Below are 15085 nucleotides of genomic sequence, written 5' to 3'. Positions count from 1 at the left end.
GAATCTAGTTTGCCAAAGCAAGAACGATAAAAAAATCAATAAACCGCACCACAGAACAATATTTATACTAAAATAATACATATATAGGTGGAGCTATGGAGTGCCAAAATGAATAAGCAAGATCCTGCACTTGAATTTTCCAATCCACGTTTACTGGCAAGTGTTTATTATGGATTACTGTCTGTTGTCGGAACGATACTCATTAATGCTTTTCTCACGACAATCGGTTTCGAGGAACTTGTACCTTTATTTAAGGCTATTATCCTGGGGATGATTGTAGCGTCCATAACTGGAGCTCTATTTGGAGAGCGAATCGTTCATTGCCCTGAACCCTATAAACTCAAAACATTTTTGTTGGGTTTTATCATGGTTCTGCTTTCCTTACCTTTTTTTGATCTTGGCCTGCTGCTCTTTATGGATACCTCAGAAAACCAAGTATTAAGAGTAACTAATTTTAATGATTTTGTTTCCGCTTACTTTATTGTCCTTGGCTACAGTTATATTCTTTTTGGCTTATGGCTCGCCATTGCATCGGGTTTAGCCTCTATCTATTTACGAGGCCATTTTGTCCACCATATTTTGTATACGGACAAGCGACGAAGTCATCGTTTACCTCAATATATAAGTGCAACAAAAAAAACCAAATCAAAGCCAGCACAAAAATCTCGTACTTTGCAGCGCAAAAAAACTTAAGTAAAATCCTTCAATACTCAGCTTTTCATCGCATTGTAGCCTGGGTAAACGCGCAAGCAATAACCTGGAATTCCTATCAGAGAGTTTCCGGATTTTACTTCGCTAACTCCAGCTACAGAGCATCCAGGATATAATTGATTTGGACTTTTATGCCTACATTTACTTTCACTGATAAAGAACATCTATTTCTTCGATTAGCTCAAAAAAACACTGTTCTCACCCCCAATAACCGACTCAGTGAAGCGATACTTCAACAGTATTTCTCCCAATGCAATAAGCAAACCATAGAAAAACCACAATGCATGCCGTTTAGCGTTGCATTAGTTAAGGCCTATGAGCAACTCAATTGCCTTAATCCACATAGTTTCCATCCCACTTTGTTAAACAGCACTCAATGTCAGTATCTATGGCGCAAAATAATTCAATCTGAATCGAATATAACTTACAGTGAAGGTCTGCTCAAATCGATAATCAGCGCTTGGGAACGTTGCCAACTATGGCAAATTAGCATGGAGGATCCTGCTTTTCATTACACAGCGCAAACACAACAATTCCAAAAGTGGTGGCAATTATTTGATAAGCAATTAAAACGACAACATTTAATTACTGAATATCAATTAGTCCCTTATTTACTCGATGTCGATAGTTCTTTTTTTTCTCAAGATATTGTTTGGGTTTGTTTTGATGATTTTACTCCGCAGCAAATACGTCTACAGGAGCATCTGGCGAAAAAGGGATTTGTTCAATACCAATATGATTTAAAAGAAAAATTATCCAACACTAAGGTATTCGCAGCTCAAGACAACAAAGAAGAATATCAACAGCTCATGTTATGGTTGCATTTAAAAATACAAGAAGGAAACCAACGGATAGGTGTCGTGGTCCCCAATTTAGAACAAGAATCGCCTTCATTACAAAGAATGTTGGCACATCATTTTGAGTCATCATACTTTAATATCTCTCTAGGCCAATCTCTAAGCAATTTCCCTTTAGTTTCCCATGCTTTATGCTGGCTTGGTTTAGATGCCACGCATCTAAATTCGCATCAAGCAAGCTTGCTTCTGCAATCACCTTATTTAGGCAGTTCTAAAGAAGAATTCATCGCACGATCTGAGTACTTGCAAGATGGAGTATTATTAGAAAATCGTTCCATTCCATTAAATACTTTGATAAAGGAACTGCATCGTTATGCCCCCAAACTTGCTAAGTTATTAGACAATATTACTCCTTACCCTCATGAAGCTACGGTACAAGAATGGATAGACTTGTTTCAAAAACGCCTAAATACTTTGGGATTTCCTGGGGATTATACCCTTAGCTCCGAGAACTATCAGTGTTTTAATCGTTTTATTACTGTCTTTGATGAGCTGAGGCAATTTGCTTTACTCAAGTCAAGTTTTACAAAATCGGATGCCTTTGAGGCAATAAAAAATCTTACTGACAACACCATTTTCCAAGCGCAAAAAACCAACGCCCCAATTCAAATTTCTGGTCTATTGGAAGCTTCGGGATGTGAGTTTGACAGTTTATGGATCATGGGGTTAACCGATCAATGTTTACCTCAAAAAGTTCAGTTATCTGCGTTTATTCCTCCACCGTTGCAACGTCAGTTATGCATGCCTCATAGCTTGCCTGCTCGTGAACTGCAATTTGCTCGTCAGACCCTGCAACGATTACAAAGAGGTGCCGACTCTGTAGTATTTAGCTATGCCCAATTACAGGCTGATACACCCAATTTACCTTGTTCCTTAATTACCAACATTCCCCATTTTGAACCACTGCCAACACATTATGAAGCACAAAAGTTGTCTGAGTTAATGACTATAGAAGAATGCTTTAACATTCCTGTATTGCCAGAGGAGAACATTTATGGCGGCACAGCAATCCTGTCGAATCAAGCCAAGTGCCCTTTTAAAGCATTTGCTGAACACCGACTCCGAGCAAAAAGCTTTTTACAAACAAGAGATGGTTTAGATAATAAAGAACGAGGTCAAATCATTCATAAGGTAATGGAGCTGCTATGGCAAAAATTGAAGAGCCAGCATCAACTGCTTCATTTAGCCGCTGAGCTGTTGGAACAGTATATTGATGAAGCCATTCATACGGCTTTAGCTTCACTAAAAAATCAACATTGTGACGCCACCAATTCAATTCAGGAGGTGGAATACACGCGTTTAAAACGGCTGGTACGTACATGTCTTGACTGGGAAAAACAGCGAGCTCCTTTTACTGTTGCAGCGATAGAGCAATCTTATAAAATTAATTTAGCCGGTCTTGATTTTCAAGTGCGAGTGGATCGCTTGGATCTGGTTGAAAACAAAAAATGGGTTATTGATTATAAAAGCTCGCTGCCAACCAGCAAACCTTGGAATGAAGAACGGCCTAAAGAATCACAATTATTGCTTTATGCTTTGCTCGATGAACAAATTAACACGCTGCTCCTTCTTCAATTGAAAACCGGCAAAATTAGCTGTTCCGGTTTTAGTGAAGAAAAACAAAATATTAGTGGGATTACTGCCTTAAAGAAAGAAGAAACATGGACAGAATATAGAGATATCTGGCAGAAGCAACTAACTGAGTTAGCTAAAGAATTTCAAGATGGTTTCTGCCCACCGCAACCAGCCCATATAACTATTTGTCAACAATGTGATTTTCAGAATTTATGTCGTTTTCAAGTAGAGGAATAGTATTATCCTTTTGATGTTAATTATGATATAAGACTTTTAGCCTATTCAAACTCCATTGAAGTGGTTTTAATCCCCATGGTTTCCCTACTATTAATAATAACAAAGAGATGAATCATGCCTTTTAATCAAAGAAAATTAGAACTACGTTTAAGCGCCTGTGACAGCAAACTACACGCTTTATTTGCTAAAGCTCAAATCGGCGAAAAATTACAACAACAAGTAAATGCCGTACAAGATTATTATAACCTTTCTTATACCAAAGCAACGACTGCCAAAAAAGTTGAAGAAATTGCAGCCAGTTATGAATTATTTATTGACCAATTATCCAAGCTAAAAAAAGGGGAGCTAACTCCAAAAGCAGCATCAGAACGAATTGCAAGTGCTTGTGAATCCAGAAAAATTGGAGTCCTATTCCATAATCTCGCTAAAGCATGCGAACTCATGTTCTATGCAGCAACCGCTTTTTCACTGTATGCAGGTATCTTCGGTATCGCGCTACCGGTACTCATTGTCCAACCTGTTTTAGGGGTTGCAGTCGGAATAACAATAGTCGGAGCAATGCTTTCGGCAATATACAAAGCGGGTACATGTCTTACAGAATTTAGATCATTAAGTCGCCACGATGCTGAATACACTAATGAGTTAAGTTTGGTTTCATTCTTTAAACCAAAACATCAAGAAAAAGAAAACGTTGACCGGATTGAAGATGAAGAGTTAGAGGGAGCTTGCTGTTATAGTTAATATTCCTACTGAGTTCTGCCGTTTTATATTATATGAGAGTAGTCTGGGGGTAATGCAAGAACGAGATTCGCTTTGCAGTCCCAGGCTATGTTTTTTATAACACTTGCTACAATTGCGAAATTTAACCAGATGTTTAATAATGATAAAATCACGGGACAAGGGAGTGAACATGTCACTCAAATTAGCTAAAGTACGAATTCTATATTGTAGTTTAATCACATGCTTACTGAGTAGTTGTTTTCATCCGCCATATAATAATTTCAAACCAGTACATCCCATGCCCAAAAGAGTTGCTACTGGAGCCGTTGTAGGAACCGCTGTGGGTGCTGCAGCAACAGGAAGCGTAGCTGGCGCACTCGTAGGCACTGTTGCCGGAGGCACTGTTGGTGCTGCTGTAGGATTTTACAAAACCAGTAGACGCAGCATTATTAAAGAATTAAATAAAGAAAATATCGAGTACGTACAATATGGGGATACCATAACCTTGATTGTACCAGTTGATAAATATTTTATGTTTGAAAGTCCTCGCCTCAATGAAATCTGTTATCCAGGTCTGGAAAATATTATTAGATTATTAAAATTTTACCCGAACAGTCCTGTTTATGTCGCAGGGTTCACGGACAATGTGGGCACGAGTCGTCATAAAAAATTACTGTCCCAAGCTCAAGCTGAAACCATGCTTACCTTTTTATGGGCCAATAAAATTCCTGCCCAACTTCTTAAAGCAGAAGGTTATGGGGATAAAAATGATGTAGGTGACAATAAATTGATTCATGGTAGTGCATTTAATCGTCGCATTGAAATTCAGTGGTTCAATAATTATGGTACTAAGACTTGTGCAACATGTCCAATTACAGTACCATCACCAGTAGTCTATTCAATGAAGTAAGGCGGATAATGCGTTCAAGATTTATTGGGGGAATTCTTTTAATTGTTGGTACGTCTATAGGCGGGGGGATGCTCGCCTTGCCAGTTGCCAATGCAGCAACTGGTTTTTGGCAGTCTTCAATTTTTCTGTTCCTTTGCTGGGTATTCATGACATTAGGGGCATTTTTTATCCTTGAAGCCAATCTTTATTTACCCAGAGGAAAGCATATGGTTTCAATGGCGCAAGCCACTTTGGGTAATTATGGCCTGCTTGCTGCTTGGATAAGCTATCTTTTTTTACTTTATACCCTACTCTCTGCTTATATTTCAGGTGGAGCTGATGTATTAAACAGCCTCCTTTTTAAAATAGGATTGCATCTCGCTGATTGGCAAGCAAGTTTGTTATTTACACTTCTATTTGGGCTGGTTGTTTACGGTGGGATTCGTTATGTAGACTATGTCAACCGCGGCCTGATGTTTGGTAAATTGGCTGTTTATTTCTTATTAGTACTGCTTATTGCGCCACACATTGAACTACAGCATTTGCGTCATGGCGACATACAATATATCGGCGGCGCGATTATGATTTTAATTACCTCCTTCGGATTCGCCATCATTGTCCCCAATCTAAGAGACTATTTTGATGATGACGTGAAACAATTGAAAAAAGTTATTTTTATTGGTTCGCTAATTCCTCTATTTTGTTATTTGGCTTGGGATGCTGTTATTATGGGCGCCCTTCCATCTGAAGGAAGTCAAAACCTTGAGAGCTTAATGCATAATCCACATACTACCAGTGCTTTAGCAAGCCTGCTCTCGAATAAAGTGCAAAATACTATGATCAGTGCTTTATTTAACTTCTTCACCTCTATTTGTATGCTCACTGCATTTCTTGGCGTGTCCTTATGCTTATACAGTTTTCTTGCTGATGGCTTAAAGTTGCGTGAACGAGGAAATCATGGCATTGGGTTATTTTTACTCACCTTTGTACCCCCGCTACTTATCGTTATTTATTATCCTGGTGCATACATCCATGCATTAGGTTATGCCGGCATTTTTTGTATCATCCTACTACTACTTTTACCGGCATTAATGTGTTATTTTGGCAGAAAAAATCATCACTCTGTCTTTATTGTTCCAGGAGGTAAATGGACTCAAATCGCTGTAGTTGCTGTTTCTGTCGGGTTATTGATACATGAATTCTGGAATTTGCTATAGATAACTTAAATGAAACACCACAACCCAGGATTTCGAAGAGCCATGGGCAATGATACAATTGACTAAAATTGAACAACAAGGTATCATATTGGATTGTTTTTAAACGATTTTGGATTATGTCTCATGATCAATTCAAAACTAATAGGTGGAATATTACTTATAGTAGGAACTTCTATAGGTGGAGGTATGCTTGCCCTACCTGTCTCGACAGCAGAAGTAGGATTTAGCAATTCGATTTTCTTCCTATTTTTTTGCTGGCTGGTCATGACTGCAGGCGCATTATTAATGCTAGAGGTCAATCTACGCCTTCCAGCAGGAAGCAATATGATTTCCATGGCTAAATCCACATTAGGCTTACCTGGTCAAATCATCGCTTGGATAACGTACTTATTTTTGCTTTACACCCTACTCTCAGCTTATATTTCAGGTGGTAGTGATGTATTCAATAGCTTATTACATAAATTGAATATCAATTTGCCTAATAGTGTCACTGCGATCCTGTTTACAGTTTTATTCAGTTTGATTGTTTATAAAGGTATACGCTCGGTAGATTATGTCAATCGCGGTTTAATGTTTGGTAAATTAGGCATTTATGTTTTATTAGTCGCGATTATTAGCCCCCATGCCTCAACTTTGAGTTTAACTGATGGTTCAGCACGTGCATTTACTGGCACATTAATGATCTTGATTACATCATTTGGCTATGCATCAATAATACCAAGCTTACGCGACTATTTTGGAGATGATATACGCAGCCTAAAACGCGTCATTTTATTAGGCTCACTTATCCCTCTTGCCTGTTATATTGTTTGGGATGCAGTCATTATGGGTGTAGTCTCTCGTGAAGGAGAGAATGGCTTACTGGCGCTGATGAACTCGGAACATGCGACAAGCGGATTAACTGAGGCTTTAAGTCAATCCGTGCAAAATCAATGGATTAGTGGATTCTTTGGCTTTTTTACATCCATCTGCATGCTTACAGCATTTTTAGGAGTTTCCCTGGGGCTATTTGACTTTTTAGCAGATGGATTAAAACTGAAGAAATCAGGTAATCAAGGAAAATATACCTTGGCTTTAACCTTCCTTCCACCACTAGCAGTAGTCTTGTTAAATCCTGGAATTTATCTACACGCTTTAAGCTATGCGGGTATTTGTTGTGTCATTTTATTATTGTTATTGCCCGCGATTATGGCATGGAGAGGACGTAAATCCTGCCTGGTCACAACAGAAACTCACTTGGTACCCGGGGGTAATTCCAGTTTAGCTTTAATCGGCTTCATTGCGGTGGGTTTACTTATCATCGCAATTATAAGCTAATGGCATAAGCGTAAATCGTTGCTTGGACAAAGCAATGATCTTAAGGAAAAATATACCTTAAATTCCTTGCATTATTTGCCCTAATTGACGCGTTGATACAGTAACAACAAGGAATCAAATCTATGAAATTTGGATATACCATTATTTATGTCAACGATGTAAAAGCTTCACTGGCCTTTTTTTCTGAGGCTTTTAATATAAAAACACGCTTCTTTCATGAAGCAGGTTATGGTGAACTTGAAACCGGAGAAACAACGCTTGCTTTTGCATCTCATCACTTAGGTGCGAACAATCTGCCTGATGGTTATGTAGCAGCTGATTCATCGAGCCAGCCTTTAGGTATGGAAATCGCGTTAGTTACCGAATCAGTCCAGCGAGCACATGAACAAGCTGTTGCAGCAGGAGCCCAATCAATTCAAGAGCCCATAAAAAAGCCTTGGGGCCAATTAGTCTCTTATGTTCGTTGTCCTGATGGAACATTAGTGGAGTTATGTTCACCATTATCTTAAATATCATTGTAGCCCGGGAATTTTCAACGTGAATAAAACGTTTTAACCTGGATTACGTGTTCATTCAATTAATCAAAAAGTTTAATTTGAATTTCTTGCGATGAACTTTTCCAAGCTCTTTTCATGATTTCCGTATTAAAAGAAATACCAAAATCACCCGTTTGATTAAGAGCAATTATACCCATTTCTCCATTTAACTTTTTATTACGCTCATGAATTACATAATCGCATGCCTCTTGTAATGGCATATCAAACTCCATCATCATGGATATAGTATGGCCAACCACCCCTCTGATTAAATATTCACCTTCACCAGTTCCAGAGACTGCGCAGGTAGTGTTATTAGCATAACATCCCGCACCAATCACACAACTGTCACCGATTCGTCCTGGAAGACAATTGCTGATTCCACCTGTGGATGTTCCCGCCGCAAGATTTCCTTGTAAATCTAAAGCAACAGCACCTACTGTTCCTTTCATTTTCTTTTTCTGAATTTCTTCCATAGTTTCTATTTTATTAAGCTTTTGATATACCTCATACTGATATGGAGTTATAAAATAAGATTCAGCTTCAAATTCCATACCATATTTCTTTGCTAACTCTAAGGCGCCATACCCAGAAAGGAAGACATGTCGTGTTTTCTCCATCACTAATCGAGCAAGACGAATTGGATTTTTTACCGTACGAACCATAGACACCGCACCAGCTTGCAGATCCTTACCATCCATAAGCGAGGCATCCATCTCCACTTCACCTCGTGCATTTAAGGCTGAACCTCTTCCCGCGTTAAATAAGGGATTATCTTCAAGAATCCCAACTGCCTCTTCAACTGCATCTAAAGCAGCCCCCCCCTTATCAAGCACTGCATAACCCTTTTCCGTAGCATTAGCTAAACCCTGCTCAAACTCTTGTTGATGTTCTTGCAAAAAAGAATAATTTTCACTAGCACCACCATGTACTGCAATTGCAATTTTATTCATAAGGTTTATTCCATCACTTAGATTGTTTGCTTACAGGGATTGCAGGGTTTGCCAGAGTACGATCTGCAATGGAAAACTGACATCCCTTTACTAAAAGATGAACGATCAAATTTTCAACAAATACGGGTTCCCCTTCTTCAACGTCAGTAATGTTCGTTTGATCAATATTTCTTCCATCAATGATAACTACCATACCTGAGCCATAACATTCTGCATCCGATCCATTCCGAATCACCAAAGCAGTATCTTCCCCTAAACCAATACCCAGTTGTTCTGGGTTCATAATAATTGCATGCGCAAGACGACTAAATCGCCCTCTTTTGATGAAATGTGTATCAACAATACAAGACTGTAAGATTCCTAACCCTGAAGAAGTTAATAAATTTCGATATCTTAAAGCCTCAGATAAACCTCCACCAGTAATCATAACCGTCCCCATAACCATAGCCCCGGCACTGGTTCCAGCTATAATAAACTCGCTATCATCCAGATATCTTTCTTTAATAATATCGACAATAGGAGTGCCGCCTAGTATGGTTGATAAGCGAAACTGATCCCCTCCGGTAAAAAAAATAGCTCCAGCATCTTCTGCTCTTTTTAAATATTCGTCCTGACGAGCCTCACTTCTATTTTTTATGGGAAGAAATCCTATATTGTTATAACCCATGTTTTGAAAAACTTTTTGATATATTTTTTTTACTTCATCCTGAATTTCAGAACCGGTAGTAATAATTTCTATTTTCTTATTCGATGGAGGCAATAATTCATTGAGAATTTCATAACGTGTAAATTCCTTTTTTTGATCCAAAAAATCCAGAGGTTCATTATCGCCCTTATCCTCAGCACCGCCAATGATCAATAACTTAGCTTTGGGCGTCATTATAAACCTCATTCACCAGCATCAATTGTTTTTCCTTTTTCTTGAGAAAATTGGTTGTTTCAAATACGTCTTCAACGGCGCAAAAAATAAAAGTATCTGGATCAGCAATTTCCATCATATGTTCAATAGCCTCAAGCTCATCTGAAATGATATTTAAAGACGGTTTAAAATCGGAGCGGAGTATTCCAGCAACAAGAAGACGATTTATTTCATGATGTGAGCGCCCTCTTCCGTCTTTATCATGACGAATAACGATCTCATCAAACATTGAAGCAACGTGATAGCCTAATTTTTCGATATCCTCATCACGCCGATCACCAACTACCCCAATAATTCCAATTTTTTTAGTACAACGAATCGAATCAAGATAATTTTTTAACTCACAAAATGCACCTTCGTTATGAGCATAATCGATCATAACTTGGCAATGAGGGAATTTGAAAAGATTCATTCTACCAGGAAGATTTTCAACAGTAGGATGGAAGATTTGAAGGGCTTCTTTTATTTTCTCTATAGAAAAATGACTGATCACGCCCGCTAGCGTGGCCGCTAAGATATTCATAATCATACCAGTAGCAGCGCCCTGAAAACTTAGTGGTATTGATTTTATATCTGCTAAAACCGTTCGTTCCGAGCCTTTTTGGATTACAATACTGCCTTGAGCAATATACGCGGCCAACCCACCTAAACTGCAATGTCGCCTAATCCTAATACTTTCAACCATACTAAATAAAGCAATATTACACGTTAAATCATTTCTTAAATCATAGGTTAAATCGTCATCCGCATTTAAAATAGCGTAGCCTGATTCTTTCGTACTCCGTGCCACAACGGCTTTCACCTGCGCCAATTCTTCAAGGGTATGAATATCATTTAATCCCAAATGATCTCCAGTAATATTAGTAATTACACTAATATCCGATTCATCAAAACCTAATCCTGAGCGCAAAATTCCGCCCCGAGCACATTCCAAGACGGCATAATCCACTTCAGGATCATACAAAACTACTTGTGCACTAGCAGGACCGCTGCAATCTCCGCTATAGATCAATTTATTATTTATATAAATACCCTCGGTCGTGGTATAGCCTGTGTAATGATTCGCAAAACGTGCAAGATGGGCAATCAAACGGACAACCGATGTTTTTCCATTAGTGCCTGTAACTGCAACTACCGGGATCCTTGAGGTTAAATTAGATGGATAAAGCATATTTAAAATAGGCTCTGCTACATTCCGTGGCGTACCTTCATTGGGGGATAAATGCATTCTTAATCCTGGTCCAGCATTTACCTCAATAATGGCTCCATTATTTTCATTGAGAGGATAAGCAATGTCTTTTGAAATTACATCAATTCCACAAATATCCAAATTCACAAGTCGTGCTACGCGTTCTGCAAGAAAAATATTAAACGGATGAACCTCTTCGGTAACATCTTTGGCGGTGCCGCCTGAGCTCAAATTTGCAGTTTCTTTTAAATATAAAATGTGATCTTTAGGTAAAATACTTTCCAAAGTAAGGTTATTTTGTCTTAAAATTGAAAAAGTCGATTCATCAATCTTGATTGTTGTCAGCATATTCTCATGAGACTCACCCCGATTTGGATCGTCATTCGCCTGATCAATCAATTGACTAATTGTAAGTATTCCATCACCTCTAACTTGAGCGGGGGTACGTTTTGCTACAGCAACTACTTTATAATTTATCACTAAAAATCGATAATCATCTCCGACAATAAAGCGCTCAATTATCAATTCATTAGAAATTTTTTTCGCAAGCTCATAACCAAAAATTGCTTTCTTGAGATCCGTAATATTAGTAGTTACCCCTTTTCCATGATTCCCGTTGTGTGGCTTTATTACTAAAGGGAATCCTAATTGCTCTATTGCATGGTGTAACTCTTCTTCGGCTCGAATAATCAACCCTTGTGGTGTTGGAATAAAATTGGCATTTAGAATCTTTTTGGTAAGTTCTTTATCGGAGGCAATATCCACACCAACAGAACTCGTTTTCGAGGATATAGATGCCCAAATCTTTTTTTGATTTCGACCATACCCAAATGTAATTAAAGAAGTATTTTCATAACGTTTCCAAGGTATTTTTCTTTTTTTCGCTTCTTCAACAAGCGCCTGCGTACTCGGTCCCAAACCCTGTTGTTTAAAAATTGCTTTTAAGCGATTGATAGCCTCATCAAGAGGATACTCTTTACCCTCTGCTATGGATTTGATGAAATTGACTGCAGCCTGTCCTGCATATATGCCTGCTTCCTCAATTTGGTATGCATATATCACTTGATACACACCATACTCATTTGTGCCATAAGTTCTGCCAAAACCACATTCCATTCCTGCAAGGCACTGCAACTCCAACGCAACATGTTCGATAACATGTCCTAGCCAGGTTCCTTCTTCTACTCGTTTTAAAAATCCACCTTCAATCCCCAAAGAACAACGATGCTTGTCTAAACTAGGGAGATTTTGTATCAATCGCTCCTTAAACCCAACCAACAGATTCGTAGGAAACTCCTCGTATGTCCCTAAATCGAGTTTGATAACAATGAGTTCTCTTCTGTAGTTTGACCAATAATTCGGGCCTTTCAAGACTTGGGTTTTTAAAATGTTCATTAGCATTCCTTTGGCATATAATGAATTACCGAAAACTCTTTTTAGCATAGGAAGAATTATTTAATTCTTCAAATCCATTTACAAAATAATTGATTCGTGGTTCAAGGTGAACTAAGGAAAATACTTAATTATTTGAAAGAAAATAATTTTTAGGAAAATTTACTAACTGCATTCCCAATAAAGCAATGCAGGTAAAATAGATTATTTTTTAATAAGGATGTGCGATAAGATATTAGGGTTTACATTACAATTTCCATTACGGTCACAGGATGTCCTTTGAAACTGTCAGTATCTATAATATTCCACCCTAATGATTGGTAATAATTCGGAATTGTTCGATCAAAAGCAAAAAGATAAAGCACTTTATATCCCATTTTTTTTGCTTGTTCTTTAGTCACCTCAATAAGACGTTGGCCAAGTCCTTGTCTTTGATACTCAGGTTTTACCGATAAAGAGCCTAGCCATGGCATTAAATCAGGGCGGATACCATCATTTTCACGTAAACTGCACATGCCTACTGGTTTTTCTTCATCGAATGCCACAAAGGTCATTGGCATCCTTTCATTATTCGCATGCTCAAGAAAACGCCGTTCAACATCGGCAAGCGGTACATCAGGTAGCCAAATTTTTCCAAGTCCTTCTCGCCAAATCAAAGCAAGCTCAGGGATCGCATCAAGATTATTTTGCAGAAGTTCAATTCTTATCATTTTTAATACCCATTAATTTTTTTCATTACCTGGTTAATAAAACTGATCAGGATACATCTTGTGTTTCTCTTTTACCACTGGTACTCCCAATAATTAACATGAAGCAGATATACCGTTAGTTTGGTGATTTCCCATATCTATTTAAAGTATAAAGTCCCATGTTTTTTGCTATTTCACCCTCCGCAAAAAACACTTTTCCCTTTATCTCTTTTTGTAGTAATGTAGCCTCTTCTTCATTATGGGTGCGGATCACAATCTCTATATCTGGATTGAGTTGAGTTGCATATTGAATCATCTTTCTTACATGAACCGTATCTGATATTAAAAGTACAAGCATACTGGCATGAGCAATATGGCTTTGAATGAGTACCGATGGTTTAGATGCATCTCCATAAACTGCTGGGATACCAGAAATTCGTAACTCTTCTATTAGCTCTCGATTATCATCTACCACAACATAAGGAACTGCATTTTCAGAAAGTAACTGAGCAACACGCTTACCCACGAGCCCATACCCCACCAAAACAACTTGCCCAGCAAGGTACTCTTCTTTAGTTGTCATTGGTAATTCAGTTAATGGATCTTTTGAACGCTCAAATACCTCAATTAATTTAGGGTGAGATTTTGCCCAGGAATGTATGGGATTTATCAATCTAAATATAAGAGGATTGATGGCTATTGAGATCAACGCGCCAGCCAAAATAAAACTTTGCCCTTCCACTGGAAGAAGACCAAGGCGTGTCCCAATCTCAGCAAGAATAAAAGAAAACTCACCAATTTGTGCCAAACTTGCTGATACGATTAATGCTGATTGTAAAGGATAGCGAAAAGCAAGAACTAATATAAACGCTGCAATCGATTTTCCAATAACAATGATACCTACAACAGTCAGAACTTGCAGTGGTTGTTTCACTAAGACAGCAGGATTAAATAACATACCTACAGAAACAAAAAACAACACTGAAAATGCGTCTCGCAGTGGCAAAGATTCTTGTGCAGCACGATGACTAAAAGCGGACTCCCTCATAATCATCCCAGCAAAAAAAGCGCCTAAAGCAAAAGACACTCCAAACAATTGAGCGGCCACATAGGCGATACTAATTGCGGCAGTAACAACACATAAAGTAAATAATTCATGAGAACCTGTGCGGGCAACATGCCAAAGCAATTTTGGGAAAAATCGACGCCCAACCAGAAACATCAGTGCAATAAAAGTTGAAACCTTTATCAATGTAAGGCCAAGTACAAACCATAATGGTTTGGGAATACTTTCTGATGCATTAGTACCTAACCATTGAGATAATGGCGGAAGCAATACAAGCACAACGACCATGGCTAGATCTTCTACCAAAAGCCAGCCTACCGCGATATGACCATTAATTGTTTCTAAGGTACCCCTCTCCTCAAGCGCTCTTAATAAAACAATTGTACTTGCAACCGATAATGAAAGCCCAAAAATTAATGCATAGCCATAATTCCAACCCCACATGAGGGCAGTACAACCGCCCAATATTGTTGCAACAATCATTTGCACAAGTGCACCAGGAATTGCAACCTTACGAACGTGCATCAAATCAGATAATGAGAAATGCAAACCCACCCCAAACATAAGCAGCATAACACCGATTTCGGCAAGTTCTTGAGCAATTTCAACATTTGCCATTAACCCGGGAGTAAATGGTCCCATAGCAACACCGGCTAATAAATAGCCTACCAAAGCTGGAATTTTGAATCGTACCGCAATGAACCCCATGATTAATGCCAAAGCAAATCCCATTGCAACGGTAGTTATCAATGGAAGAGCGTGATTCATACTAAAGTATCCTTATCTAATTTATTTTCTTTAGAAACCGTTGCTCGCAT

12 protein-coding genes are annotated in these 15085 nt (G+C 38.4%); 7 read left to right on the top strand and 5 right to left on the bottom strand.

What is annotated here, in order from left to right:
- Window positions 1-108 precede the first annotated feature (108 nt).
- The 7 genes from ELY20_RS02900 (at window position 109) to ELY20_RS02870 (ending at window position 8032) form a co-directional block, all read left to right on the top strand.
- Window positions 109-693: a hypothetical protein gene (locus ELY20_RS02900; RefSeq protein ID WP_110143148.1), complete on the top strand. Its 585-nt coding sequence runs from the start codon at window positions 109-111 to the stop codon at window positions 691-693.
- Between the two features lie 149 nt (window positions 694-842).
- On the top strand, window positions 843-3380 hold the full coding sequence (locus tag ELY20_RS02895) for a PD-(D/E)XK nuclease family protein (protein ID WP_110143149.1): 2538 nt from the start codon (window positions 843-845) through the stop codon (window positions 3378-3380).
- A 114-nt stretch (window positions 3381-3494) separates the two neighbouring features.
- Window positions 3495-4121, top strand: coding sequence for a DUF5638 domain-containing protein (locus ELY20_RS02890; protein ID WP_110143150.1), 627 nt, complete (start codon window positions 3495-3497; stop codon window positions 4119-4121).
- A 169-nt stretch (window positions 4122-4290) separates the two neighbouring features.
- On the top strand, window positions 4291-5010 hold the full coding sequence (gene cmpA / locus ELY20_RS02885; RefSeq protein ID WP_110143151.1) for a C-OmpA-like family protein CmpA: 720 nt from the start codon (window positions 4291-4293) through the stop codon (window positions 5008-5010).
- A gap of 8 nt (window positions 5011-5018) precedes the next feature.
- Window positions 5019-6206, top strand: coding sequence for an amino acid permease (locus ELY20_RS02880; RefSeq protein ID WP_110143152.1), 1188 nt, complete (start codon window positions 5019-5021; stop codon window positions 6204-6206).
- A gap of 123 nt (window positions 6207-6329) precedes the next feature.
- Window positions 6330-7523, top strand: coding sequence for an amino acid permease (locus tag ELY20_RS02875; RefSeq protein ID WP_165831614.1), 1194 nt, complete (start codon window positions 6330-6332; stop codon window positions 7521-7523).
- A 122-nt stretch (window positions 7524-7645) separates the two neighbouring features.
- Window positions 7646-8032: a VOC family protein gene (locus ELY20_RS02870; RefSeq protein WP_110143154.1), complete on the top strand. Its 387-nt coding sequence runs from the start codon at window positions 7646-7648 to the stop codon at window positions 8030-8032.
- Between the two features lie 68 nt (window positions 8033-8100).
- On the opposite strand, the gene ELY20_RS02865 is transcribed toward ELY20_RS02870, so the two are convergent.
- The 5 genes from ELY20_RS02865 to ELY20_RS02845 all read right to left on the bottom strand — a co-directional run bounded on the left by ELY20_RS02865 (window position 8101) and on the right by ELY20_RS02845 (window position 15035).
- Window positions 8101-9012, bottom strand: a complete 912-nt coding sequence (locus ELY20_RS02865; RefSeq protein WP_110143155.1) for an isoaspartyl peptidase/L-asparaginase family protein — start codon at window positions 9010-9012, stop codon at window positions 8101-8103.
- A 13-nt stretch (window positions 9013-9025) separates the two neighbouring features.
- On the bottom strand, window positions 9026-9892 hold the full coding sequence (locus ELY20_RS02860) for a cyanophycinase (RefSeq protein WP_110143156.1): 867 nt from the start codon (window positions 9890-9892) through the stop codon (window positions 9026-9028).
- Complete coding sequence (gene cphA / locus ELY20_RS02855; RefSeq protein WP_110143157.1) at window positions 9876-12515, bottom strand: cyanophycin synthetase; 2640 nt, start codon at window positions 12513-12515, stop codon at window positions 9876-9878. The genes ELY20_RS02860 and cphA overlap by 17 nt, the downstream gene beginning before the upstream one ends.
- Before the next feature lie 239 nt (window positions 12516-12754).
- The gene (locus ELY20_RS02850; RefSeq protein ID WP_110143158.1) at window positions 12755-13222 is read right to left on the bottom strand and encodes a GNAT family N-acetyltransferase; all 468 of its coding nucleotides are present in this window, start codon (window positions 13220-13222) and stop codon (window positions 12755-12757) included.
- Between the two features lie 115 nt (window positions 13223-13337).
- Window positions 13338-15035 carry a cation:proton antiporter gene (locus ELY20_RS02845; protein WP_110143159.1) on the bottom strand — a complete coding sequence of 566 codons (1698 nt, stop codon included), beginning with the start codon at window positions 15033-15035 and terminating at the stop codon, window positions 13338-13340.
- Window positions 15036-15085: the final 50 nt, after the last annotated feature.

The sequence above is a fragment of the Legionella qingyii genome (assembly GCF_003990155.1).
Lineage (GTDB): Bacteria > Pseudomonadota > Gammaproteobacteria > Legionellales > Legionellaceae > Legionella > Legionella qingyii.
The sequence above is the reverse complement of the archived record's forward strand: the minus strand, read 5'-3'. Positions and strand labels throughout refer to the sequence as shown.